Genomic DNA, 25,880 nt, shown 5'->3' with positions numbered 1-25,880 from the left:
AGCAACCCCCCACGAGAGGAAGCCCGTTGAAGCACACCGGGATATCCACCGCGAAGCACCTCAAGAGAGCCACCGCCGTCGGCGCTGTCGCGATCGCCGCCTTCAGCCTCAGCCCCTCGGTCGCCTCCGCGATGCCGACCGACGGCCCCGGCGGTGACCCCGGCGCGACCGTCGTCGGCGGCACCAAGGCCGAACAGGGCGAATTCCCGTTCATGGTCCGGCTGTCCATGGGCTGCGGCGGCTCGCTGCTCACCAAGGACATCGTGCTGACCGCCGCCCACTGCGTCGACGGCAGCGGCCCTGACACCAGCATCACCGCCACCGGCGGCGTGGTCGACCTGGAGGACTCGAACGCACAGACCGCCAAGTCGACCGAGGTCGTCCAGGCGCCCGGCTACGACGGCACGGGCAAGGACTGGGCCCTCATCAAGCTGGACAAGCCCATCGACCAGCCCACGCTGCCCATCGCCAAGGACGCCTCCTTCAACAAGGGCGAGTTCACCATCGCCGGCTGGGGCGCCGACAAGGAGGGCGGCGAGCAGCAGCGGTACCTGCTCAAGGCACAGGTGCCGTTCGTGGACGACGCCACCTGCAAGACCGCCTACTCCAACCTCGTCGAGGACGAGGAGCTGTGCGCCGGGAAGATGGACACCGGCGGCGTGGACACCTGCCAGGGCGACTCCGGCGGGCCGATGTTCCGCAAGGACGACGCCGGCGAGCTGGTCCAGGTCGGCATCGTGAGCTGGGGCGACGGCTGTGCGCGACCGGGCAAGCCGGGCGTGTACACGGAGGTCAGCACGTTCGCGAAGGACATCCAGGCCGCGGCCGACAAGCTCGGGGGCTGACCCCTTCCGCGACCCGGGGGCGGGGCGGAGGTGCTCAGTCCACCTCCGCCACCGCCTCCGCGAACTGGGAGCGGTACAGCCGCGCGTAGGCCCCGTCCGCGGCCAGCAGGCTCTCGTGGGTGCCCTGCTCGACGATGGAGCCGTTCTCCATCACCAGGATCACGTCGGCGTCCCGGATGGTGGAGAGCCGGTGGGCGATCACGAAGCTGGTGCGGTCCGAGGCCAGGCGCTCCATCGCACGCTGGATCAGCACCTCGGTGCGGGTGTCGACCGAGCTGGTCGCCTCGTCCAGCACCAGGATCACCGGGTCCGAGAGAAAGGCGCGGGCGATGGTGATGAGCTGCTTCTCACCCGCGCTGACGCTGTCGCCCTCGGCGTCCAGCACCGTGTCGTAGCCGTCCGGCAGCGTGCGGATGAACCGGTCGGCGTGCGCGGCCCGCGCGGCCTCCTCCACCTGTTCGCGGGTGGTCCCCTGTGCGCCGTACGCGATGTTCTCCGCGATCGTCCCGCCGAACAGCCAGGTGTCCTGGAGCACCATGCCGATCCCGGTGCGCAGCTCCTCCCGGGACATCGCGGCGATGTCCGTACCGTCCAGCAGTATGCGGCCGTCGCGCACCTCGTAGAACCGCAGCAGCAGGTTGACCAGGGTGGTCTTGCCCGCGCCCGTGGGGCCGACGATCGCCACCGTCTGACCGGGTTCGACCGCGAGTGACAGGTTCTCGATCAGCGGGGTGTCCTCGGTGTAGCGGAACGAGACGTTCTTCAGCTCCACCCGGCCGCGTGCCTCTGCCGGCCGCTCGGCGTGTGCCTCGTCCGGGTCGGGGGACTGCTCCTCCGCGTCGATGATCTCGAAGACCCGCTCCGCCGAGGCCACTCCGGACTGGATGAGGTTGGCCATCGAGGCGACCTGGGTGAGCGGCTGGCTGAACTGCCGTGAGTACTGCACAAACGCCTGGACGTCACCGATGGACAGCGCCCCGGACGCCACTCGCAGTCCGCCGACCACCGCCACCAGGACGTAGTTGAGGTTGCCGACGAACATCATCGCCGGCTGCATGATCCCGCTGATGAACTGCGCCTTGAAACCGGCCTTGTACAATTTCTCGTTCTGCTCGGCGAAGACCTCGGCCGACTCCCGCTGCCGCCCGAAGACCTTCACCAGCGCATGCCCGGTGTACATCTCCTCGACGTGTGCGTTCAGAGCGCCCGTCGACTTCCACTGGTCGACGAACTGCGGCTGCGCGCGCTTGCCCACCCGCGTGGCGACCAGCGCCGACAGCGGCACCGTCACCAGCGCGACCAGCGCCAGCAGCGGCGAGATCCAGAACATCACACCCAGCACACCGATGATCGTCAGCAGCGAGTTGGTGAGCTGGCCCATGGTCTGCTGCAGCGTCTGGCCCAGATTGTCGATGTCGTTGGTGACCCGCGAGAGCACCTCGCCGCGCGACTGCCCGTCCAGATAGGACAGCGGCAGCCGGCCCAGCTTGGCCTCCACCCGCTCCCGCAGCCTGAAGACGGTGCGGGTGATGACGCGGGACGATATGCGCCCCGCCCACAGCATCAGCAGCCCGGCCGCGGCGTAGACGGCCACGACCGTCAGCAGCACCCCGCCGACAGCGCCGAAGTCGATGCCCTGGCCGGGGGTGAAGTCCATCCCGGAGAGCATGTCGGCCACGCCGTCGTCCCCGCGCTGCCGCAGGCCCTCCAGCGCCTGCTCCTTGGTGAGCCCGTCGGGCAGCTTGGCCCCGATGAAGCCGCCGAAGACCAGGTCGGTGGCGTGCCCGAGGATCTTCGGGCCGACGACGCTCAGCCCCACGCTGACGACGAGCACGGACAGCATCAGCAGCAGCCGGGCACGCTCCGGCCGGAACTGCCGCAGCAACCGTTTGCCCGACCCCTTGAAGTCCATCGACCGCCGGGGCGGCGCCGCCCCCGCCATTCCCCCCGGCCCACTCATGCGGCCTCACTTTCCGTCAGCTGCGAGAGCACGATCTCCCTGTAGGTCTCGTTGCTCTCCATCAGTTCGTGATGTCGTCCGACGCCCACCGCACGGCCCTCGTCCAGGACGAGGATGCGGTCGGCGTTCCTGATGGTCGCCACGCGCTGGGCGACGATGACGACCGTCGCGTGCTCGGTCTCCCGGGCCAGCGCTGCCCGCAGCGCCGCGTCGGTCGCGTAGTCCAGCGCTGAGAAGGAGTCGTCGAACAGATAGATCTCCGGCCGGTGCACCAGCACCCGGGCGATGGCAAGCCGCTGCCGCTGCCCGCCGGAGACATTGCTGCCGCCCTGGGTGATCGGCGCCTGGAGGCCGCCGTCCATCCGCTCCACGAAGTCCTTGGCCTGCGCGACCTCCAGGGCGTGCCACAGCTCCTCGTCACTCGCCTCCGGGCGGCCGTAGCGCAGATTGGAGGCGACGGTGCCGGAGAAGAGATACGGGCGCTGCGGCACCAGGCCCACGGTGCCCGCCAGCAGGTCCGGGTCCAGGGCGCGCACATCCTCGCCGTCCACCAGAACCTGGCCCGCTGTCGCGTCGAACAGCCGCGGCACCAGGCCCAGCAGCGTCGACTTGCCGCTGCCTGTGGAGCCGATCACGGCAGTGGTCTCGCCGGGCCGCGCCACCAGGTCGATGCCGTGCAGCACCGGCGCCTCGGCCCCGGGGTAGCCGAATCCGGCGCCGCGCAGCTCCAGATGGCCGTGCCGGCGCAGCGCGGTGACCGGTGCGGCGGGCGGTACGACGCTGGAGTCGGTGTCCAGCACCTCCTGGATGCGCTCGGCGCACACCTCGGCGCGGGGCACCATCATGAACATGAAGGTGGCCATCATGACCGCCATCACAATCTGCATCAGATACGCGAGAAACGCGGTGAGCGAGCCGATCTCCATGTCACCGCTGCTGATGCGGTGCGCGCCGAACCAGACCACGACGACGCTGGAGACGTTCACCACGGTCATCACGACGGGGAACATCAGCGCCATCAGCTGCCCGGTGCGCAGCTGCACATGGGACAGCTCGGTGTTGGCCTCGTGGAAGCGGCGCCGCTCGTAGTCGTCCTTGACGAAGGCGCGGATGACGCGGACACCGGTGATCTGCTCGCGCAGAATGCGGTTGACGTTGTCCAGCCGCTGCTGCATGGACCGGAACAGCGGCCGCATCCGGCGGACGATCAGCGCGACGGTGATCCCGAGCACCGGAACCACGCCCAACAGCACGGTGGAGAGCGGCACATCCTGGCCCAGCGCCATGAAGATGCCGCCGAAGCACATGATCGGCGCGGAGACCAGCAGCGTGAAGGCCATCAGCGTGACCATCTGCACCTGCTGCACATCGTTGGTGGTGCGCGTGATCAGCGAGGGGGCGCCGAACTGGCCCACCTCGCGCGCGGAGAAGGACTGCACCCGGTCGAAGACGCCGGCACGGATGTCGCGGCCGACTGCTGCGGCGGTCCGCGCACCCAGGTAGACGGCACCGATGTTGCAGACCACCTGCACCACCGAGACGGCCAGCATGAGGCTGCCGTACCGCAGGATGTAGCCGGTGTCGCCGCGTACGACACCGTTGTCGATGATGTCGGCGTTGAGCGTGGGCAGATAGAGCGTGGCGCTCGTCTGTATGAGCTGCAGCAGGACGAGCAGCGCGATCGGCCGGCGGTAGTGGCGCAGCCGGGCGCTGAGGAGGCGGATCAGCACACGGATTTCCTCGGTCGGTCTGTGGGGGGAGGTCAATGCGGGCGGAAGTGAAAGAGCGTACAAGCGTACGGCTCGAGGCCGCCTGTCTTTTTGATGGTTTCCGGTGCTTCCAGTCCCAAGTCCTGGCAAAGGCCACGGACTACGCGGGCGCGCTCCCCTGAGCGGGCACGGTCCCTTGGTACTCGGGCACGGTCCCTTGATGCTCGGGCACGTTCTCCTGGTACCCGGGCGCAGTCCCCTGGTACGTCGGTGCCAGCGCGCCCGGATACATCTCCTCGCGCACGGTCGCGTACTGCTGCCGCACCGCCTGTCCGACGGGCCGGTCCTCGCCGGCCTCGAAAACCTGGCAGGCAGCGGCGGGCCACTGGGGCGGATGGCCTGAGCCCGAAAGGGCCCACGCCGCCTGCCGTGCGGCGCCGATCGCGGCGTAGTCGGCGGGCTCGGGCACCACGATCTGCGCGTCCAGCAGCGGGGGCGCCGCATCGCGGACAGCGGCCAGCCCAGCGGCCTGGCCCAGCAGGAAGACCCGCCGTACGGAGACCCCGCGGCCGCGCAGTACGTCCAGCGCGTCGGCCAGCCCGCACAGCATCCCTTCGACCGCGGCGCGTGCCAGGAACTCGGGCTTCATGCTCTCCCGCCGCAGCCCGTGCAGCGAGCCCGCGGTGTGCGGCAGCTGCGGTGTCTGCTCGCCCTCCAGATACGGCAGGAGCACCAGCCCCGAGGAGCCGGGGGTGGAGGTCAGCGCCAGCTCGGAGAGGCCCTCCAGATCGGTGCCGAGCATCCCGGCGGCCCCGCGCAGCACCCGCGTCGCGTTGAGGGTACGGACCACAGGCAGGTGCAGTCCGGTCGCGTCGGCGTAGGAGGTGATGGTGCCGGAGGGGTCGACCAGCGCCTCGTGGTGCACGGCGCACACCGAGCCCGTCGCGCCCAGCGAGATCACCACGTCGCCGAGGCCGACGCCCAGCCCGAAGGCGGCGGCCATCGTCTGGCCCGTACCGGCCGAGATCAGCAGCCCCTCGGGGGTGTGCCCGGCGGGCTGCGCCGGACCGATCACCTCCGGGAGCCCCACCTGGTGGCCGAGCGCCAGCTCGACCAGATCGGGCCGGTACGCCTCGGCCGCCGCTGACCAGTAGCCGGTGCCCGAGGCGTCCCCGCGGTCGGTGACCCGCCGCGCCGGGCGGCCCAGCAGCTGCCAGACCAGCCAGTCGTGCGGCTGCATGATCTCGGCGACCTGCCGCGCGGCTTCCGGCTGCTCACGGGCCAGCCAGCGCAGCTTGGAGACCGGGTGCCCGGCCTGCGGGACGGTACCGACGGCCTGCGCCCACGCCTCGCGCCCCCCGAGCGCGTCCACCAGGTCGGCCGCCGCCGTCTGCACCCGCTGGTCGTTGCCGAGCAGCGCGGGCCCGACCGGCGCCCCTGTGCCGTCCAGTGCGAGGAGGCCCTGCTGCTGCGCGGAGACGCCGATCGCCTGCACATCGGCGAGCTGCCCGCCGCCCGCCGCCGTACCGAGGGAGAGCAGCCACGACTGCGGGTCGTCGCGCTCGTCCGGGTGCTCGGCGTGGCCGTGCCTGACGACCGCGCCCGTCTCCGCGTCACAGACGACGATGCTTGTGTATTCGGCTGAACTGTCCAGTCCGGCGACTATCCCCATGGCCGGAATGATGCCTCATAGCCACCCGTACCGGGCCCGCTACCCCGTCGCCGTGACCCACGCCGCACCGTCGCGGAGAGCCTCACCGATGCCGGGGCGTCAGCAGCCCTGGGACGGCAGCGGTGATCGGCACGGTGGTGGCCGTCACATCGCCGGCCGTCGACGTGGGGGCCGAAGGCCCGGTGCTGTCGGCCTGAGCCGAACCGGCGGCAGGCAGCAGCGCCATCGCGCAGACGGCCACGGCGAGAACGCCTTTGGCGGGGGAGGCGGGAGTGGCGGGAGAGGCGGGAGAGAGAGTGCGCATGGATGTCTCCTGGCGGAAGAATGTGAGTTCCCGGTCATATCGGCCGAACCGGGGCCTCACGGTAAGAGGCTGCGGCACCAGTGGCAGGTATTGGCCCGCGACGGCGGGTCGTACGGAGACGGATCGGTATGTCGCACGGAGACGGAGCGGTATACGGAAGGGGCCCGGTGCCACCAAGTGACGCCGGGCCCCGGGCCTTGCGCTCAGGCTGACCGCAACCGGTCAGCCGCGCCGTCGGCTCAGCAGCGCTTCTGGGAGAACGCCTGGTAGCTCTGCGGCGAGCCCGCCGGACGCAGACTGCCCACAGCGGAGGTGCAGTCCGCGACCGTGTTCGCCCCGTCCGTCCAGAACTCCTGCTGCTTGGTGGCCTTCCACGCCTTGGCGGCGTGTACGGAGTCGTCGCTGTAGCTGTAGACACCGGCGGTGATGTCGTAGGGAGCCGCGGTCTTGCGGAAGCTCTCCCACACCCACACATAGCCGTAGTTCTCGTTGCACTTCTTCGAGTAGAACTGCTTGACCGAGGCGATGGTCTCCGAGCCCCGCTTGATCAGTCCGCGTTCGCCGATCGGCACGGCGTCGTCGCAGACGCCCGTCGCCTGCGCCAGTTTGCTCGCCGGGTTCCCCTCGGGAGAGGGAGCCGTGGAGCGAGCCGACTTCTGCGGGTGCGACGGCGGAGTGGCCGGACCGCTGCCGGCGTACGCCGCACCGGCGGGCAGCAGCACCAGTGCCGTGGTGGCGGCAACCAGTGCGCCCTTGGAGAAGCGGTTGGAATGCATAGTGATTTTTCCCCCTCTTTGGCGAAGAACGGTCTGAGAACGGTCCGATTCCAGATATCCCCGGCATCGGTGGTATGGGATCGATGCGCCGGATACCCAGTACGACACGTTGGTACCGCGCGGGGTTGTACGCCATCACCCGTCAAACTGCGGTCAGTTGACGCGGGCGGTCGGTTGACGCGGGTGCCCCGGAAGACTCCTCGTCGCCTCAGGCGGCTGCCCGCAGATCGTCGAGCACCAGCTCGCGCACCACCCCCGGCTCTATGCCGAGCCGCGTGAAGAGGGCGAGGGAGATGTTGTCCTCGGAATCCAGCACTCCGAGTACGACGTGCTCCACCCCGATGCCACGGTCCTTACGTGCCAGCGCCTCCCGCAGCGCCTCCTTCAGCACCTTCTTGGCTCGTGCGGCGAACGGCACATGCCGGGTGAGCGCCCCTTCGCCCCTGCCGCGTCCACGGCCGCGCCCCCGCCCGCCCTCGCGCTTTGTGCGGTCCGCGTCCGGTGCGGCGTCCAGCGCGCCCTCGCCGAACGACGCCTCCGCGCGCCTGCGGACGGCCTCCAGGTCGATCCCCAGGGCCCGCAGCGCCTCCGCGTCCTCCGGGCCGAGGTCCTCCTGCGGCCCGGGCACCACACCCGCGACCGCCGCCCGGCAGGACGCGATGGTGATGCCGAGCCGCGCGAGCGTCGCCGCTCCCGGCTGCTCCGGGTGGTGCAGCGCCGCGAGCAGCAGGTGCTCGGTGCCGATCCAGTCGTGCCCGAGCGAGTTGGCCTCGTCCTGCGCGCGGATCACCACGTCCCGCGCCTCTTTGCTGAACCGTTCGAACACCGGCCCTACCTCCCTGTCCGCTTCGCGTGCTTCTTGTGTACGGCCTGCCTGCTGACTCCCAGCGCGGCGCCGATCTCGTCCCAGGACCAGCCCTTACGGCGCGCGCTGTCGACCTGAAGCGCCTCCAGTCGCTCCGTGAGCCGCCGCAGCGCGGCGACGGCCCGCAGTCCGACCGACGGATCGCCGTTCAGGGCGTCCTGTGCGGTGTGCACGGCCTCGTCGGCTTCGTGCGCTTCCGTTCCAGCCATGCTGTCAACTTAGGATGACAGCACGGAGATGTCAACATTGGTTGACGGATGGGCAAGCGGATGGAGGGACGGCCAGTCAGGGAGGGGAAGGTGTGCGGGAGAGGGCGCACGGGGTCGTCCTGGCGCCCTCGTCTGTGGCCCGCGCGACGCTCGGCGGCGGGCGCGGGCGTGCGGGCGGGCGCCTGAAACGTCCGGCGGGGCGCCCGGTCATCCGGAGCGCCCCGCCGAAGATGCAGCCTGGAACGATTTTGCGTGGTTGTGCTGTGGTGGGGCGGGTGGGACTCGAACCCACGGCCGACGGATTATGAGTCCGCTGCTCTAACCGGCTGAGCTACCGCCCCGTAACGGTGCACCGCGCACATCTGTGCGCGCCGTCTGCCGCAGCATAACCGTTCATAGGATCTGCCGCCCGCGCCGGGGGAGATCTACGCAGGTGAGGACCGCAAACCAAGGGTGATCGGTTCCCGTTCGTGGTCAACTTCCGTGCGGATCACGGCAGAACGTCCCCGCGAGAGCCCCGGACGAGTGACGGCATGGAAAAAGGGCCCCCAGGAAGGGGCCCTTTCAGGTACTGCTCCCGCGACTGGACTCGAACCAGTAACCTGCCGGTTAACAGCCGGCTGCTCTGCCGATTGAGCTACACGGGACCGTTTCGTCGGTCACGCTCCGGAACTCCGGGGCGCTCCCTTGCGGCGAGGAATACATTAGCGCATGCCAGGGGGTGCTCCGAAATCGGTATTGCCGCCGCCCATCCGCGGTACCCCTTCAGGCACCCCGACGGCGGTTGCAGCCGCCGGGGCACCGGCAGCAGGACCATCAGCCGAAAGAAGGGGCAAGCTATGCGCTACCGGCTCACGTTCGTGTCCGGACTGGCCGTCGGCTATGTGCTCGGCGCCCGCGCGGGACGCGAGCGGTACGAGCAGATCAGGAAGGCCGTGCGCAGGATCGCGGAGAACCCGGCGGTACGCAACGCGGGGGAGGCCGCGGCACTCAGCGGGCGGCAGGCGGCGGCCAAGGCGGCCGACGCGGTCCAGGACCGGCTCCCCTCCTCGGTGAGTGACCGCGTCCGTACGGCGCGTGACTACCGCGCCCGGGTGGGCAGCGACTGGGGCGCCGAGGCGCACTGAGTTTTCCGGCGCCTGTGGGCCGGGGCCGTTCCCGGTGGCAGCCCTCGGCCGCTACCCGGGGATGCGGCCCCGGCCGCTCTTCGTCCCGCTGCCCTCCAGCAGCGGGGCCAGCAGGTCTCCGCACTCCTCGATCCGCTGCGGCAGGTCGGAGCTGAGGAACACCAGGTCCTTGGCCTGCTTCGCGTCGGCCAGCTCGTCCCACGTCAGCGGTGTGGAGACGGTGGGGCGCTCCTTGGCACGCAGCGTGTAGGGCGCTGCTGTCGTCTTGGCCTGGTTGTTCTGCGACCAGTCGACGAAAACCTTCCCCGGGCGCAGGTTCTTGGCCATCTTGCTGACCGCGTGCCGGGGCAGGTCCGCCTCCGCCTCCTGGGCGAGCTTCTTCGCGTACGCCGAGACCTGGTCGGAGGGGGTGCGCTCGATCGGTGCGATCAGGTGCAGACCCTTGGAGCCTGAGGTCTTGGGCAGCAGCGTGATGCCGTCCTCGCCCGCCCGTTCGCGGAGCCAGTCGGCGAGCCGGCGGCAGTCCAGGACGTCGGCGCCCTCGCCCGGGTCGAGGTCGAAGACCAGTCGGTCGGCCTCGGCCTGGTGGTCCGACTGCCACTGCGGGGTGTGCAGTTCCAGCGCTGCCAGGTTCGCCGCCCACACCAGCGTCGCCTCGTCCTGGATGAGGACCTGGTGCAGCGGTTCTCTGCTGACGACGGTGATCTTGCGTCTGGTCACCCAGTCGGGGGTGCCGGGCGGAACGTGCTTGGTGAAGAACTTCTCGCCCTCCACGCCGTCCGGGTAGCGCAGGAAGGAGAGGGGGCGTCCGTCGAGGTGGGGCAGGAGAACGTCGGCGATCGAGGCGTAGTAGTGGATCGCCTCGCCCTTGGTGAAACCCGTTGCCGGATAGAGCACCTTGTCGAGGTTGCTGAGGGCCAAGCGGTGGCCCCCGATCTCCGTATACGGCATACCCTGAGAGTCCCATAGAAGGGACAAAGTATGCGTTCAATCTGGAAAGGGACCATTTCCTTCGGGCTGGTCTCGATCCCGATCAAGGTGGTGGCCGCCACCGAGAACCACAGCGTCTCCTTCCACCAGGTGCACACTGCCGACGGGGGCCGAATCCGCTACCGCAAGGTGTGCGAGCTGGACGAGGAGGAGGTGCCGCGTGAGGAGATCGGCCGGGGTTTCGAGACCGAAGAGGGCCACACCGTACTGCTGACGGACGACGACATGGCGGCCCTCCCGCTCCCCACCGCCAAGACCGTGGAGATCCTCGGCTTCGTACCCGCCGAGGAGATCGACCCCCTCCAGCTCGACCGCTCCTACTACCTGGCCGCGGACGGCAAGCGGGCCGACAAGCCCTATGTGCTGCTGCGCGAGGCGCTGCGAAGATCCGGCAAGGTCGCCGTCGCCAAGCTGGCGCTGCGGGCCCGGGAGAGCCTGGGAATGCTGCGCGTCTACGAGGACGCGCTGGCCCTGCACACCATGCTGTGGCCCGACGAGATCCGCTCCGTCAGCGGGGTGGCCCCCGAGGGGCAGGTCGAGGTGCGGGACGCCGAACTCGATCTGGCCGACACCCTCATGGAGACGCTCGGGGAGCTGGACTGGAACGATCTGCGCGACGAGTACCGGGAGGCGCTGGAAGAGCTCGTCAGGGCGAAGGCGGAGGGCGTCGGGCCCCCGCCCGAGGAGCTGCGCCGCAGGGCCGAGGCGGGCGGCGGCAAGCTGGTGGACCTGATGTCCGTACTGGAACGCAGCGTGCAGGAGGCCAGAAGCGGGCGCCAGGAGGGCGAGGCGACCGTCCACGAGCTGCCGGAACGCCGGCCGGCCCGGAAGAAGGCGGCGGAGAAGAAGGCACCGGCCAAGAAGGCGGAGGCCCAGAAGGCTGCGAAATCCACCGCCAAGAAGACGGGTTCCAAGGCAGCCGCCCCGAAGAAGACCGCCGCCAAGAAGACGACGGCAAAGAAGACGGCAGCCAAGAAGAGCCCGCGGTCCCGCAAGACTGCCTGAGCACTGTGCTGGAGAGGGGGCACCTCCTGCTCGAAGAGCTTTGGGGGGACCGTTTCCCGCGCCCCTTACGGTTGCCGCCCCGGCGTGCGGCCGGCAGGGAGGAACAGCACCGAGTTGACATACCTCCGGTGCGGCGCGAGCGAGCGCCGCAGCAGTCCGTGTTCGGCGACGTGTGCTGTGCGCCGCTGATGTGCGGCCAGGTCGAAGTCGGCCAGTGGCACCCAGGTGCGGGCGGGCAGTACCCAGCCGGTGTAGCCGAGCGACGACAACAGGGAGAGCACCGGTGCGAGCGGCTGGATGCGCAGCTCCAGCTCGATGAAGAGGGCGGGCCGTTCGCGTACGACGGTCGCCTCCGCACCGTGCAGCACGGCCAGCTCGCTGCCGTCCACGTCGATCTTGAGCAGGGTGACATCCGTCAGCGCCAGCTCGTCCAGCGGCAGACAGGGCACGTCCAGCGTCGCCTGGTGCACTTCGCGCCGCACCAGTGAGGAGACGCCGCGGTCGCCGCGCCCGTCGGGCGGCAGCCACAGTGTCGCCGTGCCCGGGCGGTCGCTGGCCGCGGCCTGTAGCACCTCCGTGTGCGGCGGTGCAGCAGCGCGCAGCAGACGTGCCAGATGCGGGACGGGCTCGAGGGTGACCACACGGTCGGCGCGCCGGGCCAGCCTGCGCGTCCAGGGCCCGTACCAGCCGCCGATGTCGACAGCTGTGCCGCCATACGGGCAGAAGTCGGCCAGCCGCGCCAGTTCCGGTTCGAAGTGCGGGTACAGCAGGTCGGTCGCGGCGGTCAGCAGGCGTGCCGGCAGATGCGGGCCGATGCGGGAGGCGAGAGTCATCAGGAGGGGGCCTCCGGCTCGGAGAGGCGTTTGAGCAGCCGCTGGTGCTCCTCGTCACCGACCTGCTCACCGGAGGAGGGAAGCAGCTGGGGAATCCCGTCCACGATGGGGTAGCGGCGGCGCAGCCGCGGGTTGTAGAGCGCTTCCTCCGGCTCCAGCAGGGTGAGCGGGCCCTTGTCCAGCGGGCAGGCGAGGATCTTCAGCAGGGGATCGTCGGCGGTGAAGCGGGTCATAGTCACTGCCTTTCCGGGGGCTCTTCCGGGCGCCCGGGCGGCAGCGTCGCCGACAGTGGGCGCCCAGCGGGCGGGAGACTCTTCGGCACGGGCTCGGGTACGGGCTCGTGGTCTGCGTCCCCGGCTCCGGACCCCGGGTCCGGTTCGTGGCGGGGCAGGGTGACCAGGACGCAGACGGCGAGTGCGGCACCGCCCAGCCGCAGCGCGAGCCGCAGCGGCTGCTCGGGCAGTGGCTCGGCGAAGGCGACGGTGCCGCTGACTGTGGCGTAGAGGAAGTTCACTGTGGTGCACACCGGTACGACCAGTGAGGCGCGGCACCGCTGCAGCGCTGTCTGCGACAGCACCAGCCCCGTCGATCCGGTGAACGCCAGGAGGTACGGATACGGCGAGCTGAGCAGGGCCACCAGAGTGCTGCCCAGGTCACCTGGGTCCAGCAGTCCGGCGACGCCCTTGATGGCCAGCGAGCTGACCCCGTACAGGAACCCCACCGCCACCCCGTAGGGCACACCTGCAGTGGGCAGCCGGTGGCGCCGTCGGGAGCGCCGCTCGGCAGACAGGAACAGCGCGAGACCCAGCGCCAGTGAGGGCAGACAGATGCCGAGCAGCAGGGGCACGGGCGCCAGCTTGCTGATCGTCTCGGAGCTGTTGTGCAGCGAGAAGACAATCATCAGCAGTGCCGCCAGAATGGCCAGCATTCCCTGCCGCTCGCGCCCGCTGGACCGCTCGCCGAGGAAGAGGGCCGACAGCAGCAGGAGCATCACCAGACCGGTGACGAACAGCCCTTGGGCCGCGACGAGAGGGAGCGTGCGGTAGACGGTGAGCTGTGCGGCGAAGCCGAGCAGCAGCGAGGCGGCCCCCGCGATCCACAGCGGGCTGCGCAGCAGATGCACAACGAGCCGTGCCGGGTGCCCGGCGGACAGCGGCGGCAGCGCGGACAGCGCCCGCTTCTCGATGACGAAGCCCGCGCTGAACAGCAGGTTGGCCAGCAGTGCCGCCGCGACGCCCCAGAGCATCAGCTGCCCTCCTCCGCGGGCGGCTCACGGTGCGGCGCCGCGCCCTGCCGGGGCCTCCCGTCCTGCCGTGGCCTCCCGCCCTGCCGCGGCACCGCGCGCGCGTGCACCAGCAGGATGGAGGCCAGGGACGGCAGATGACAGGCGGCGCGGTCCAGCGGGCGCAGCGGGCGGGGCACATCGTGGTACGGCGCCCCGGTGACCCGTACGACGCGGAAACCGGCCGCGGGCAGCATCGAGCGCAGCGCACGCGCCGTGAACAGCCGCAGGTGACCCACCACTTGCGACCCGGGGCGGCCGTGGATACCGCGCAGCGACACCTCGGAGAACACCGGCTGGGTGCCCAGCAGCAGCAGTGCGCGGTTGTACCAGGCGGCCAGGTTCGGTGTGGACAGCAGCAGATGCCCGCCCGGACGCAGCACCCGGTGCAGTTCGTCCAGCGCGGCGTCCGGGTCGACGAGGTGCTCGATCACCTCCGAGAAGAGCACCGCGTCGGCCGACCCGGTGGCGAACGGCAGGCCGGGCGCCGAGAGCTCGCCCCGTACGGCCGTCAGACGCGCCGAGGCGCGGCGCAGCGCGTCCTGCGACCAGTCGACGCCCACCAGACGGTGCCCGGGCAGCGCACGCGCCGCGACGGCCGCCGCAGTGCCGTCGCCACAGCCGATGTCCAGGACCGTGGCCGGGGTGGCGCCCAGGGCCCGCGCCAGTAACGCCGCCTGGCGGCGCGCCCGGTCGGGTCCGGAGGCGACCGGGGTCGCCGGGTCCTCGTAGAGCTCCTGGAGGCTGCTGGTGGCACCGCTCATGCCGAGGGCTCCTCGTCCGGTCCTGCCGCTCGCTGCGGGACCTCGGGCACCTGCTCCTGGGGGGCGTACGAGGTGGCGGCCAGCGCCTCGGCGAACAGCGCGCCGAGGCGGTCCCCCGCACTGTCGTCCAGCCGGGCGTGCGACCAGCGCAGCGCCAACTGGAGCCGCCCGCCTGTCGAGACGGTCGTCACGGACAGCCCGCGCGGCATCCGGGCCGGGGCAGAGAACCAGACAGCGCCGGCACGTCCAGCGTCACCGAAGTCCAGCGGGTAGGGAACCCGGCCGATGTTGGACAGCAGCGTGGTGGACGCCCACGGTCCTGCCGCCCTGCGCAGCGTACGGATCACTGCTGCGCGCACTCCCACGGGCAGCAGCGGAGCGGTCAGCAGGTCGCCGCTGAAGCCCAGTTGGGGACGGTCGGCGGACTTGAGGGCGCGGGTACGGGCGGCCGTCGTGCGCAGCAGTCGCTCTATTTCCTTCCGGTCGGCCGGGCCGTGCGCCGTCAGTGCCTGGTGCAGTTCTCGTTCCTGTGCGCCGAAGGTGACCTCCACCAGCCGGGTGCCGTTCCCGATGGGCATATCGGCGGTGCGGGGCCGGTCGTCCACCGGCATGGTGATCCGCACGGGCCGAACGCGCTTCTGGTGTGCGCTGTTCCAGCGGGCCACCATCAGCCAGGTGGCGACCAGCAGTTGGTCGTTGACGGTGTACGGAGCCTGCTCTCCGGGAGCGCGCGGCGGCCGGGCGGGCACCGGGAGGTCGGCGATCAGCATGCCGTTGCGGGGCGTTCCCGGATGGCGGGTGTCTGCGGCGATACGGGCCGGACGCGGCCACAGCCGTCCGCCCGATACGGACTGCAGGTCCGCATCGCGCTGCTCGGCGGGCGCTCTCACGGGCGGCGGCGCGGGGGAGTTGTCCGCGCCCCCGTACAGCTCGGCCGCTGTCGCCACCACCCGCAAGCACGCCGGGCCGTCGAGCGCCGTGTGGTTGATCGTCACCAGGAGCACGCATCCGTCGCCGTGCTCGATCACCTCCGCGCGGAACGGCGGCGAGGCGTCCAGTGGCGGGCACTCCGTCAGGGCCCGCTGCCGCGCCTCCTCCAGGGTGCCGCCCGGGAAGGAGACCGGGTCCCGGTCCGGCTCCCCGGTCAGCACCCACGCGTACCGGCGCCGCCACCAGCGGTTGGGCGCCTGCCGCAGCAGGATGCGCGGATGCCGCCGCATCGCCTCGGCGAACGCGGCCCGCAGCCGGTCGGGGTCGGGCCGCGCGGGCAGATGGATCTCCACATGCACCGTCTCCGGCTCGTCGTCGTCCAGACAGTGCCGGGTTATCTCGTCCACTGTGGGGAACGGAATGCGGCGCTCCTGACCGGCGGATGCGGGGACCCCTGCGCCGGCTGCGGGGGCGCCTGCGCCGGGTGAGGTGACTCCAGGGCCGGGTGCTGGGGCTTCTGCGCCGGATTCGGTGACTCCCGCGCCGGATTTGGTGACTCCCGCGCCGGGCGCCGTGACTCCCGCGCGGGGCGCAGTGCCTCCCGCGCCGGGCGCCTCGCCCCGGTTCGCGGCGCCGACTTTGCTCTCCGTTCCTGCCCGACTGTCGTGCGCACGGGGGGAGCTCACCTGTGGCGCCGACCCGGCCGATACGACCGCCCGCTCGGGTGCCTCGTCCTGCGGGCCGGCCGTAGCGCCGTGGGCGGCTTCCTGTGCGGGTGTGCTGCCCGGGCCCTTGTGCGGTGGTGTCATGGGGCGGGTTCCTCCCCTTCGTGCGGGTGCCGCCGGGCCTGGTGCGGGCCGGGCTGCTCATCGGGCGGGCTCTGGACGGGTCCGCGGTGCGGTGCGGGCGGCACGGGCGGCAGGGGCGCCGTCGCGGCCTCCGCGGCGTACGGCGAGGACGGCTGCGGAGGCTGCTCCGGCTTCGGCTGCTGCGCGGTCGGCGCGTCCGGTGGCTCCGGTCCCGCCTCGGGCCCCCACGGCCCCGGCTCCGCTGCGATGGCGGGCTCCTGCTGCCGCGCGGGCAGCGTCACCAGTGCGGCCGCCAGCGCCAGCAGGGCCAGAGCCTGTGCCACGTGTCCGAAGGCCCCCTGCCCGTCCGCGAGCGCTGACCCGGCACCGAGCGCGGCGACCACTCCGGCACCCGCCATGGCCACCAGCGCCACCGGTGCCAGCACGCCGGGCCGGAGCCGGGCGGCCACCGCCAGCGCCGGGACGACCAGCGCATACGGGCCCGCGACCAGCGCGACCACCAGGGTGAGCGCCACCGTGCCGAGTACCGGGCCGGGCGGCGGCACCGGATCCCGTTCATCCCCGGCGCCCAGCGGCGTACCGCGCCGCATACCGATGAAGGCCAGGCACAGCAGTGCGACGATGCCCAGTCCGCCCGCGATCAGCCCGGCCTTGTACCAAGTGGCGGGCTGGTACTCGAGCTTGACCGTGCCCGTCTCTCCGGCGGGCACGAGGAAGCCCTGCTGCCAGCCGTCGAGCCGCAGCGGGCGCAGCTGTTTGCCGTTGAGGGTGGCCCTCCAGCCGTCGTTGGCGTTCTCGTACGTCTGCAGGTAGGCGGCTGGTCCGTCGCCCACCTCGACAGCGCGTTCGTCGCCCGCCCAGTCGCGGGCGACGCTCTTACGGTCGGCAGGACGCTGCCCGGAACCGGCACCGGACGCGCCTTCGGCGCCTGCCGTGCCCTCGTCGCCGCTGCCCAGGGTGACGTCGGTGATGGCCAGTGGGCCGGTGTCACCGGCTTCCACGGTGTGGCCGCCGGCGTCCAGTTCCAGGCTGCCGTCCTCCGCCTCACCGGCGCACAGGCGCACATCGATGGGGCGGCGCTCGGTCAGGTCGCGGACTTTCCCGGCGGCCTCGGTGGCGTGCAGGGTGCCGTCCACGGCGAGCATCGGGCCTTTGCCACAGGGGAGTTCGAACTTCTGGTCCGGATCGGGTGCCGGCACCCGGAAGTCGTCCAGTGCGGGCAGATAGACCTCGTTGAGCCCGACCGGAAGCTGGAGCTGCCGGTCGGCGAGGGGATTGTGCACCGTCAGTGGCTTCGTTTTGGTGACGGTGAGCGTCATCTGGTCCGTCTCGATCGACTCGAAGCGCGCCTGGCCGAACTTGTCGACCCCGGCTGTCGTCGCTCCGTCCGGTGAGCTGATCCGCACTTCCTTGGCGGCCGCCGAGATGCCGCCGGCCGGGGCGAGCACGATTTCGCCGATCTCCCGCTTCTCGGGCCACTTGAGGCGGATGGTCGGCTTGTCACCGGCGATCCACGCTGTGGAGAGATTTCCGTCCACCAGATTGCGTGCGCTCAACGCGGTACCGGTTCTGGCAGTCGAGTCCACCGATGCGGTGATCCGGTCGCGCGATCCGGGGGCCGCCTCGTCCAGCAGCCGGTCGAGTTCGCCGCCCGGTACGGGCAGTGCTCGTGCCCTTATGCCGTAGTCGGAGCTCGCAGCAGTGGTGAATTTGCGGTGCAGCCCCACCTCGGCGGAGACGGGGGAGAGGCCGCCGGGATCGTCGCCCCGGTGCAGCGAAACCAGCTCACTGTCCGCACCGTCACCATCGGCGTCTGCCGGGAGCTTCAGCAGTCGGGTCACCTGCACCCCAGGGATGCTGATTTCGGCGAAGCCGGCGCCCGACAGTCCGGCGCGCGGCGGCTGCGCCTCGGTGATGGTCAGCTTCAGCCAGCGGGACGTGCCCTGCGGTGCCTTGATCTGCTGCCGTTCCCCTGTAGGACGCAGAAAACCGGAGGTGCTGCCGTTCTCGGTCTCCACCCGCACCCGGGTGGGTGCCGCGCGGGTCGCGTCACCGGGCAGCGGCGTCACCTCGATCGTGCGGGGGATGTCCACCCGCTTCCGGAACTCCGCCTTGATCCACTGGCCTTCGGGCTCACCTGCCGAGCCCTCCGCCCACGCGGTGTCCGGGTTGCCGTCGAAGGCGCCCACGGGCTCGTACTGCGGCAGGTGGAAGAGCCAGTTGCCGCTGCTGGAGGCCGTCACGGACTTCGCACCGCGCAGCACGGACGTCGTCTGGTGCCGGGTGCCCTTGGCCGGCAGGATCTGCTTCGGCTTCTCTCCGGGCTGCTGGAGGCTGTCCGGATGGTTCCGTTCGCCGGCGGTGTAGGTGTACGAGGTGTTGGTGTTCACCAGCCCGAACCGGGTGTCGGCGCGCCGCAGCCCGTCGCCCTTGACCTGCAGCGACGGGGTGCCCAGGCCGGGATGGTTGTCCCCGGTCAGCACGGTCGGCCTGCCCTTGATCCGGTCGTCGCCCGCCAGCGGCAGCAGCGCCTCGGGGCCGCCGCTGACCTGTGCCGTCTGCGAGATGGGCTTGAGCGCGGCCCGCTGCGGGCGCGCCGTACCGGTCGGCTGGTAGATCTCCACGGCCCGCTGGCGCGGATAGAAACCGGCGACCTGTACGGGCGTTCCCTCGGGGATACGGCCCCCGGTCAGGGTCGGCCCGAAACCCTTCACCTTCCGGTAGCCGGACGCCTCCAGGGTGCGCTTGACGGTCTGCGGCGGTACGTAGCCCACCTGGTCGGGGTCGAGGTCGTTGCGTACGACGACGTTGTAGAGACCCGCGCGGGCCAGGAAGTCGGCCAGCCCGGGGACCTCGCCGCCGCTCATCAGGGCCTGCTCCACCGCGTCGGTCGCCCTGCGGTTGCCCGGGGTGCCGAACGGCACATAGTCGCGCTGTGCCCAGGGGGACTTGGCGAGCACGTCCAGCGGCTGGTCGATGGGAGAGCCCCAGGTGTAGATGCCGTGCGCCGTCGCGGGGGTGACGTAGGCGCGGGTGTGCGGGCTGTGTTTCTCCAGCCAGTCGGCCGTCTGCTGCCAGTGCTTGGGCAGCTTGCCGAAGGCGCCAGGCTGGAGGACGTCCCCGTTGACGTACGGCAGACACAGCCCGGGCAGCACCGCCAGCGTCGCCACCCACAGCACCAGTCCGCGGCCCGGCAGCGCCCTGGTGCCGCGGGTCCTGGCGGCGACGGCGAGCAGGTGGGCGAGCCCGAAGACGAGCGCCAGTGCGAGGCCCGGCTGGAACTTGTAGATGTTGCGGAACGGGCGCAGCCGGCCGTCCAGCCAGTCCTGGACCTGCTCGGCGAACGGCGCGCCCAGCGCGCCCGCGTAACCGGCGAGCATGACGCCGCTGACGGTCACAGCCGTCAGCACCAGCCAGCGCCGCTCCGGCAGGTCGCGGCGTGCCAGCCCGGCCAGCCCCAGCGCTGCGGCGAAAGCACCGCCCAGGATGGCGAGCCAGTCGGCCGCCACCGTCCAGCCGGCCGGCAGCCAGGCCTCCCCGAAGTGCAGATAGGCCGTCCAGTTGCCGCCGCCGCGCAGCATCTCGGTGGCCGACATGGTGCCTGTGGTGGTCCGGGCGTTCTCCACGTACGGCATGAAGTCCTCGCCGTACGTGCCGAGCAGCAGCAGCGGCACCCACCACCAGATAGTGGCCAGCATGACGCCCGGCAGCCACCAGGCCAGCAGGGTGCGGCGGGTGCGTCCGGTGCGGGTGGCGACGTACAGCAGCGCGGGCAGCAGCGCAGCCAGCGTGGAGGCGGCGTTCACGCCTCCCATGAAGGGGATCGCCAGCGCCGAGCGGGCCGCCGCGACACGGGGCGCCACCAGGGCTGAGGTCAGCGGCAGCAGCACCCACGGCAGTACGGCGCCCGGCAGCGCGGCGGCCGAGGTGGAGCCGATGACGATGGTGTAGGTGGGCCACAGCGCGTACACCACAGCGGCGAGCAGCCTGGTGGCGCCGTTGCCCACGCCGAGCCGCTCGGCCAGCCGCAGGGCGCCCCAGAACGCCGCCGAGACGATCAGCGACATCCACAGCCGCTCGGCCAGCCAGGTCGGTATCTGGAGCAGATCGGTCAGCCCGTAGTACGGCAGTGCCGGGAAGAGGTAGCCGGCGTACTGGTCGGCGATTCCGCCGAAGCCGCCGCGGTCGTGCCACAACTGCCCCAGGTCGCCCAGGAACTGCCAGGGGTCGGCAGCCACGCCCAGCTTGGTCTCGAACGTCATCTTCCCCGGCGACTTGGCCAGGAAGGCGACCAGGACGACTGCCCAGAAGCCGAACAGCCAGCGTCGGCTCCTGGGCCCCTCCGGGGGAGGAACGGGCCGCGCGGAAGGAGCCGGGGTCTGGGGTGGTGCCTGGACGGTCGTGGTCATGAGGGACACCGCCGGAGGATGAGGAGGAGGTTCCAGGTGGCGAACTCGCGCACTCCGGGTACACGGGTGATCGCGCCCGCCAGGAACGGCCAGTAGCGGGAGCGGGCAGCGACGATCTCCACGTCGTCCCGGGCGCGCACGTGACGGAGAGTCGGCCCGATGTGCACGGCGAACAGGTTCTCGCCGAGGGTGTGCTTGGCGGGGCGGCCGGTACGGCGCCGGTAGCGGGAGCGGGCGCGTTCGGCCCCCAAGTAGTGCCAGGGCGCCGTCTCGTGGCCGCCCCAGGGGGAGTACCAGTTGGTGAACGACACATAGATCAGCCCGCCGTGGCGGGTCACCCGGACCATCTCGGACAGGAAGGTCTGTGGATCGGCCACGTGCTCGAGCACATTGGAGGAGAAGCACACGTCCGCCACTCCGTCGGCCAGTGGCAGCAGATAACCGTCGGCCAGCACCGCGCCTTCGGGCTCCCGCCCGCCCGCGTGCAGCTCCTCCGGGTCCGGCTCGAACAGGAAGCAGTGCGCTCCCCGGCGGCGGAACTCCTCGGTGAAGTGCCCGCTGCCGCCGCCGACGTCCACGACAGTGCGGCCCTCCAGCGGGACGTAACGCTCCACCTGTCGCACCGCGTCCCGCGCGAGGAGGCCGTAGCAGAACTCGGGGTCGGACTGCTCGCGCAGAAACGCACGGAAGAGTGCGACGGATCGTCTGATGGAGGGGTCCCGCACGGCCCTATCACCGCCCTACGGGAACAGGGCGCGGACCGGTACGGGAGGCGCCGTCCACCTCGCCGCACCCAGGGACGGGCGGCGCCGGGGTGCCGCCAGCAGCCGGATTGCCGCCTGCAGCCGGGCTGCCGGCTGCGCGCGCGTACGCCTCTGCAGCGACGGCCCGGAAGCCGCGCACCGTCTGTGCCCAGCGGAACTGGGCCGCCCTGCGCTCTGCCGCGCGGCCCAGTGCCAGCCGCCGTTCCGCCGACAGCGCGAGCGCGCACCAGTGCGCCGCGAACGAACTCTCCCCGCGCGCCAGCAGCCCGGTCACCCCGTCCTCGACGGAGTCGCGCAGCCCGGGGATGTCGAAACCGATCGCCGGGGTGCCGCGTGCCGCCGCCTCCATGACGACCAGCCCCCACCCCTCCACCAGAGAGGGGTGCAGCAGTAACCAGGAACGGCACAGCAGTCGGTGCTTTTCACCTTCGCTGATGTGCCCGGTGAACGTGACGCCAGGGCCGGCCATGGCCTCCAGCGCCGGCCGTTCCGGGCCGTCACCGACGATGACCAGCCGGCCCCCGGTGACCGGCCTGACCCGCTCCCACAGGCGCAGCAGCAGATCGACCCGCTTGTACTCCACCAGCCGTCCCATCGCCAGGAACAGCGGCTCGGCCGCCTTGGGATGCGGCGGGCCGGGCTCCTCGACACCGTTGTGCACGATGCGGATCTCTTCCTCGGGCACCCCGATCCCGGTCAGTGCCCGCGCGGTCGATCCGGAGACGGCGACCTTCAGATTGCGCCGGTGGTTGCGCGCCAGCGCCCAGTGCTCGAGCTGCCGGCCCAGCCGTGCTGCGGGAGCCGGGTAGCGCATGCCCCACAGGTCGGTGTGCACATGATTGACGAAGCAGAGCGTCGGCCCCCGGTACCACAGGGGCGCGAGGTAGGGCATGCCGTTGCACACCTCCACCAGCAGGTCGCAGTCGCCCACCTGCCGGGCGAAGGCGCTGCGGGCACGCAGGAAGTGTGTGGCGTCACCGCCGGCCGACACGACGCGGTAGTCGCGATAGGCGGCAGGGCCACCGCACAACAGGGTGACTTGGTGGCCATGGTGGGTGAGTCCCTCGGCGATCCGGTCGATCAGCAGCTCGGAGCCGCCCGCGGCCGGATTGCCGAGATCCCGCCGCGCCAGAAAGACGATGCGGCGGGGGGACCCTGGATCGGCCGGACGCTGCCTGCGCGGGGCGGAGTCCTGCCCGGCGGTGGCGGCAGGCGCGAGGGCGGCGTGCTGGTCGTGTGGGGGGACCAGGGAGGGTCGTACGTGCTGGGGCATCGGTGCTCCAACTCGTCTCAGGGTGCGGTAGGGACCGAAGCGGTGGGGGCCGCTTCGGCGGGGGCTTGTCGGTGCGGCTTTCCGGGGTGGGGCCGTGCCTTGCGGTGGAGCCATTGCGGGTGCGGTGCGCGTTGCAGAGGGGGCTCATGCCGTGCGAAGGCGGTGCGAAGGCTTTGCGGGGGCCGTGCGCGGGGGTTGTTGCGGGGCGGTGCGCGTTGGAGGCTCAGTGTTCGCCGCAGCGTTCGCGGGTGGCTACTCACCGGAGTGACAATTTTGCTCCGGAATGCGCCTGAGGCTTCATCACTTCGCGCTCTGTCGCGTGTTCAACCATCAGTGCACAGCAGGAGCCGAGTTCGCCGCGCGCACGGACACGCACATGCCCCCGTCACCCCTCTGCCGGGTGAGCGGGGGCGTGCCGGGCACGGGCGGGAGCGGGGCGGCCCCTGACGACCAGCACGGCACCGGCCGCAGCACACACTCCGCCGGCCGACGCTGTGCCGACCGGGGCGACGCTGCCGACCAGCCGCAGCCGGGAGTTGTCGTCCCTGGCCAGGTCCACGGCCTCCTGCTGGGTCTTCTTGGTGAACGCCAGCTTGTCGCTCTGCAGCAGCGTCACCTTGTCGGCCTTGCCGCCGGGTGCGCGCAGGACGAGCTTCGGCCCGGTCGCGGCGTAGAGGATGCGGCCGGTGCGCTGGTCGACAATGAAGTCCAGGCCCGAGTTCGAGTACCACTCCTCGGCATTGACCTGCCCGCTGTCGGGACGGTCCACCAGCACGCCGGGAACCTGCCGCGTTCCGGCCCGGGTGGGCCGCACCGTGCCGGAGAAGCGCAGCCCCTGGTGGCCGCGCACCTTCGCCTCGCCCTTGTAGTGCAGCGGAACGGTCGCGCCCAGGCTGCTGTCCCACCAGGCGTAGTCGCGCTTCTCCACGTCGAAGGGCCACTTCAGATACGCCTCTCCGGCGATGTCCTTCGGCTTGGAGCGGCAGCAGTTGACCGGCCGGTTGTTCTTGCGGTCGGTCACCAGACGCTCGGTCGTCCACTGGAACGACTTGCGCGGGTCGTCCAGCTTGCGGGTCTTGGGGTTGTCGATGGCCTGCGAGACGTTCCACACGGCCCGCCCGCTCTTCTCACTGGCCGCGACATCGCCCAGCACACGCCGGGTGACGGTGAGCTTCTGGCCGCTCTTGGTCTTGAGTTCCTGCTGGTCGAAGTACTTGCCCTTGCCGGTGAAGACCGAGGTGATGTTCACGTCGGTGGGGGTGCGCTTGGCCCGCGGTTCGACGTACCAGGCGAGCATCGGCGAGAGCACGAGCAGGAAGACGCCGAGGCCCAGCAGAATCAGGGCGAGAGGCGATGCGGTACGGCGCATGACGGGGCACTCCGAAGGTGGTCTCGGCCCGCACGCAGGGTGGCCCTGCGGCAGGTGCGGCGCTACGACGGGGAAGTGCACGTTCGAGGACGGGCCGCCCAACCACGTGAAGGGAACGGTCGGTTCGTCCGGACGGTCCGTATGGGCCGGAAACCGTAGGCCGTCCCTTGACACGGAGTCAATGCCCACCGACACTCAGCAACTCACAAGGGGTTGGCTCCTGGGGCGGGGCCGTAGCACCGAACCGCCGCGCGCCACAGCACGGCGGATACGGCCACCACGGCACCGACGAAGAGAGGTTCGCCTCCGCCATGCACAGACTCCTCGCCGCCGCGCTCACCTGCGTGGTCGCCGCCGGTCTAGCCGTCGGCGCGGGCCTCGGCATCGTCGCCGCCCTCGCCGCCACCCCCGAGCAGCCCAACGTGCCGCTGGTGCACTTCCATTCGTCGCCGGACGAGATCCCCGGCCTCGGGTCCGCGCTGCCGTCCGCCTCGCCCAGCGGAGCGGCGGGCCCGTCCAAGAGCCCCGCCTCCGACCCGGCCTCCAGCCCCGGCTCCGCCAGGGACGCGGAGGAGCCCGCGGACAACGCACCCGGCACCACCGCGCGTTCGGCGACCCCGGACTCCGCGAACGGTGCCGAAGACGGCGCTCCGGACAGCGCCCAGCGCGGGCCCCGGGGCGGAACCCGGGACGGGGCCGGGCCCTCGGGCTCCGCCGCCGCGCCGGGGGAGTGACGGTGACGTCCGCGCCCGTCCGCTCGGCCTGGCAGGACGTACCACCGCTGCGCGTACGGCAGTTCGCCGAGCGCGCCATGGCCGAGGTGCCCGTGCTCGCCCAGGACATCCTCGCGGGCATCCGCCGGGAGTACCCTGCCCTGCCCCTGGTGCTGGACGACTCGGGCGAACCGATGGCGCTCATCGGCATCCGGCGCGCGCTGGAGCACTTCGTGGAGAACCTGGCCACCGGGCTGGAGGCCCCGCACGTGCCGCCGCAGGTCTTCCAGGAGTTCGGCCGGGGCGAGGTCCTCCACGGACGCAGTCTCGACTCGTTGCAGGCCATCTACCGGCTCGGCATCCGGCTGGCCTGGCGCCGGTTCGCCGAGATCGGCACCCAGATGGAGATCCCGCCACCTGCGATGTACGAGCTGGCCGAGTCCGGCTTCCAGTACCTCGACGGGCTGGTGGCCGAGTCCGTGCGGGGCTACGCGGAGGCGGCGGCACGGCAGGCCGGGGAGCGGCTGCGGCTCCAGCGGCGGCTGCTGGATCTGCTGCTGTCCGACCATCCGCCGCGCGGCGGAGCAGACCGCGCCGACCTGCTCGCCGACCGCGCCGCCCGCATCGGCTGGCGGGTGCCGCAGACCGTCGCCGTCGCCGTCCTGGTGCGTCCCGCCCGCTCGGCCGTACCGCCCGCCGTGGGCGACGAGGTCCTTCTCGACATGGAGTGCGAACAGCCCCGCATGGTGGTGCCCGAGCCGGAGTCGCCCGGCAGACCTGAGCTGCTGCGCCGTGCCACCGCGGGCTGGTCCGGCGCCGTGGGACCTCCCGTGCCGCTGGCCGAGGCCGCCAAGTCACTGCGCTGGGCCCAGTCCGCCGTCGGACTGATGGAGCGAGGCCTGCTGCCGGGCGGGGAGTTGCTCCACTGCACGGAGCACACCGAGGCACTGGTGCTGCTGCCGCCCGAGGAACTGATCGCCGGGCTGACCCGGCGCAGGCTCGCGCCGCTGGAGTCCTGCGGTCCCGCGCACAGCCGCCGGCTGGCCGAGACGCTGCTGGCCTGGCTGGAGACCCGCGGCGGCGCACCGGAGGTGGCGGGGCGCCTCGGCGTGCATCCGCAGACGGTGCGCTACCGGCTGCGCCAGATCCGCGAGCTGTGGGGCGACGAGATCGACGACCCCGACAGCCGCTTCGAGCTCGAACTGGTGCTGCGCACGATGCGGTTGCGCGGCGAGCTGGGCCCGCCTTAGCGCCTGCGCCCCTACCGCCCGC

The 25,880-nt window shown here is 71.4% G+C and carries 22 protein-coding genes and 2 tRNA genes; 5 read left to right on the top strand and 19 right to left on the bottom strand.

Annotated elements, in window-relative coordinates; genetic code table 11:
* Positions 1–26: 26 nt before the first annotated feature.
* Positions 27–845, top strand: coding sequence for a S1 family peptidase (locus ITI46_RS04395; RefSeq protein WP_247745452.1), 819 nt, complete (start codon positions 27–29; stop codon positions 843–845).
* 34 nt (positions 846–879) lie between these two features.
* On the opposite strand, the gene ITI46_RS04390 is transcribed toward ITI46_RS04395, so the two are convergent.
* The 9 genes from ITI46_RS04390 to ITI46_RS04350 form a co-directional block, all read right to left on the bottom strand.
* Positions 880–2,805 carry an ABC transporter ATP-binding protein gene (locus ITI46_RS04390; RefSeq protein ID WP_209238032.1) on the bottom strand — a complete coding sequence of 642 codons (1,926 nt, stop codon included), beginning with the start codon at positions 2,803–2,805 and terminating at the stop codon, positions 880–882.
* A complete protein-coding gene (locus ITI46_RS04385; RefSeq protein WP_209238031.1) occupies positions 2,802–4,535 on the bottom strand; it encodes an ABC transporter ATP-binding protein in 1,734 nt (577 codons plus the stop codon). The genes ITI46_RS04390 and ITI46_RS04385 overlap by 4 nt, the downstream gene beginning before the upstream one ends.
* Before the next feature lie 139 nt (positions 4,536–4,674).
* Entirely contained in the window at positions 4,675–6,186 is a 1,512-nt protein-coding gene (locus ITI46_RS04380; RefSeq protein WP_247745450.1) for an FGGY family carbohydrate kinase, read from the bottom strand.
* An 82-nt stretch (positions 6,187–6,268) separates the two neighbouring features.
* Positions 6,269–6,490, bottom strand: coding sequence for a hypothetical protein (locus ITI46_RS04375; RefSeq protein ID WP_209238030.1), 222 nt, complete (start codon positions 6,488–6,490; stop codon positions 6,269–6,271).
* Positions 6,491–6,729: 239 nt separating this feature from the next.
* The gene (locus ITI46_RS04370) at positions 6,730–7,266 is read right to left on the bottom strand and encodes a hypothetical protein (protein ID WP_209238029.1); all 537 of its coding nucleotides are present in this window, start codon (positions 7,264–7,266) and stop codon (positions 6,730–6,732) included.
* 208 nt (positions 7,267–7,474) lie between these two features.
* Positions 7,475–8,092: a Clp protease N-terminal domain-containing protein gene (locus tag ITI46_RS04365; protein ID WP_209238028.1), complete on the bottom strand. Its 618-nt coding sequence runs from the start codon at positions 8,090–8,092 to the stop codon at positions 7,475–7,477.
* Between the two features lie 5 nt (positions 8,093–8,097).
* Positions 8,098–8,340, bottom strand: a complete 243-nt coding sequence (locus ITI46_RS04360; protein ID WP_209238027.1) for a hypothetical protein — start codon at positions 8,338–8,340, stop codon at positions 8,098–8,100.
* 264 nt (positions 8,341–8,604) lie between these two features.
* Positions 8,605–8,681, bottom strand: a tRNA-Ile gene (locus ITI46_RS04355).
* Positions 8,682–8,914: 233 nt separating this feature from the next.
* Positions 8,915–8,987, bottom strand: a tRNA-Asn gene (locus ITI46_RS04350).
* A gap of 192 nt (positions 8,988–9,179) precedes the next feature.
* Here ITI46_RS04350 and ITI46_RS04345 point away from each other — a divergent pair.
* Positions 9,180–9,467 carry a YtxH domain-containing protein gene (locus ITI46_RS04345; protein ID WP_209238026.1) on the top strand — a complete coding sequence of 96 codons (288 nt, stop codon included), beginning with the start codon at positions 9,180–9,182 and terminating at the stop codon, positions 9,465–9,467.
* 51 nt (positions 9,468–9,518) lie between these two features.
* On the opposite strand, the gene ligD is transcribed toward ITI46_RS04345, so the two are convergent.
* Complete coding sequence (gene ligD, locus ITI46_RS04340; protein WP_209238025.1) at positions 9,519–10,418, bottom strand: non-homologous end-joining DNA ligase; 900 nt, start codon at positions 10,416–10,418, stop codon at positions 9,519–9,521.
* Positions 10,419–10,448: 30 nt separating this feature from the next.
* On the opposite strand from ligD, the gene ku reads away from it, so the two are divergent.
* Positions 10,449–11,462 carry a non-homologous end joining protein Ku gene (gene ku, locus ITI46_RS04335; protein ID WP_209238024.1) on the top strand — a complete coding sequence of 338 codons (1,014 nt, stop codon included), beginning with the start codon at positions 10,449–10,451 and terminating at the stop codon, positions 11,460–11,462.
* 65 nt (positions 11,463–11,527) lie between these two features.
* Here ku and ITI46_RS04330 read toward each other — a convergent pair whose 3' ends face one another.
* From ITI46_RS04330 to pgfA, 9 genes are all read right to left on the bottom strand, one after another.
* Entirely contained in the window at positions 11,528–12,295 is a 768-nt protein-coding gene (locus ITI46_RS04330) for an FkbM family methyltransferase (protein WP_209238023.1), read from the bottom strand.
* On the bottom strand, positions 12,295–12,528 hold the full coding sequence (locus ITI46_RS04325) for a Trm112 family protein (RefSeq protein WP_209238022.1): 234 nt from the start codon (positions 12,526–12,528) through the stop codon (positions 12,295–12,297). Before ITI46_RS04325 ends, ITI46_RS04330 begins: the two co-directional genes overlap by 1 nt.
* A 2-nt stretch (positions 12,529–12,530) precedes the next feature.
* On the bottom strand, positions 12,531–13,541 hold the full coding sequence (locus ITI46_RS04320) for a DMT family transporter (protein WP_209238021.1): 1,011 nt from the start codon (positions 13,539–13,541) through the stop codon (positions 12,531–12,533).
* Positions 13,541–14,341: a class I SAM-dependent methyltransferase gene (locus ITI46_RS04315; RefSeq protein WP_209238020.1), complete on the bottom strand. Its 801-nt coding sequence runs from the start codon at positions 14,339–14,341 to the stop codon at positions 13,541–13,543. The genes ITI46_RS04320 and ITI46_RS04315 overlap by 1 nt, the downstream gene beginning before the upstream one ends.
* On the bottom strand, positions 14,338–15,678 hold the full coding sequence (locus ITI46_RS04310) for a condensation protein (protein ID WP_307808055.1): 1,341 nt from the start codon (positions 15,676–15,678) through the stop codon (positions 14,338–14,340). Before ITI46_RS04310 ends, ITI46_RS04315 begins: the two co-directional genes overlap by 4 nt.
* Positions 15,679–16,076: 398 nt before the next feature.
* Positions 16,077–20,489, bottom strand: a complete 4,413-nt coding sequence (locus ITI46_RS04305) for an alpha-(1->3)-arabinofuranosyltransferase domain-containing protein (protein ID WP_209238019.1) — start codon at positions 20,487–20,489, stop codon at positions 16,077–16,079.
* Positions 20,486–21,214, bottom strand: coding sequence for a class I SAM-dependent methyltransferase (locus tag ITI46_RS04300; protein WP_209238018.1), 729 nt, complete (start codon positions 21,212–21,214; stop codon positions 20,486–20,488). Before ITI46_RS04300 ends, ITI46_RS04305 begins: the two co-directional genes overlap by 4 nt.
* A 7-nt stretch (positions 21,215–21,221) precedes the next feature.
* Positions 21,222–22,526: a glycosyltransferase family 4 protein gene (locus ITI46_RS04295; protein WP_209238017.1), complete on the bottom strand. Its 1,305-nt coding sequence runs from the start codon at positions 22,524–22,526 to the stop codon at positions 21,222–21,224.
* A 385-nt stretch (positions 22,527–22,911) separates the two neighbouring features.
* Positions 22,912–23,895: a cell envelope lipid trafficking protein PgfA gene (pgfA, locus tag ITI46_RS04290; RefSeq protein WP_209238016.1), complete on the bottom strand. Its 984-nt coding sequence runs from the start codon at positions 23,893–23,895 to the stop codon at positions 22,912–22,914.
* A 311-nt stretch (positions 23,896–24,206) separates the two neighbouring features.
* Between pgfA and ITI46_RS04285 the strand changes: the two genes are divergently transcribed.
* Positions 24,207–24,629 (top strand): hypothetical protein, encoded by a 423-nt coding sequence (locus ITI46_RS04285; protein WP_209238043.1) that lies wholly within the window; start codon positions 24,207–24,209, stop codon positions 24,627–24,629.
* A 2-nt stretch (positions 24,630–24,631) separates the two neighbouring features.
* Entirely contained in the window at positions 24,632–25,858 is a 1,227-nt protein-coding gene (locus ITI46_RS04280) for a PucR family transcriptional regulator (protein ID WP_372451842.1), read from the top strand.
* The last annotated feature ends 22 nt before the right edge of the window (positions 25,859–25,880 follow it).

The sequence above is a fragment of the Streptomyces oryzae genome, assembly GCF_017676365.1.
Taxonomy (GTDB): Bacteria; Actinomycetota; Actinomycetes; order Streptomycetales; family Streptomycetaceae; genus Streptomyces; species Streptomyces oryzae.
The sequence above is the reverse complement of the archived record's forward strand: the minus strand, read 5'-3'. Positions and strand labels throughout refer to the sequence as shown.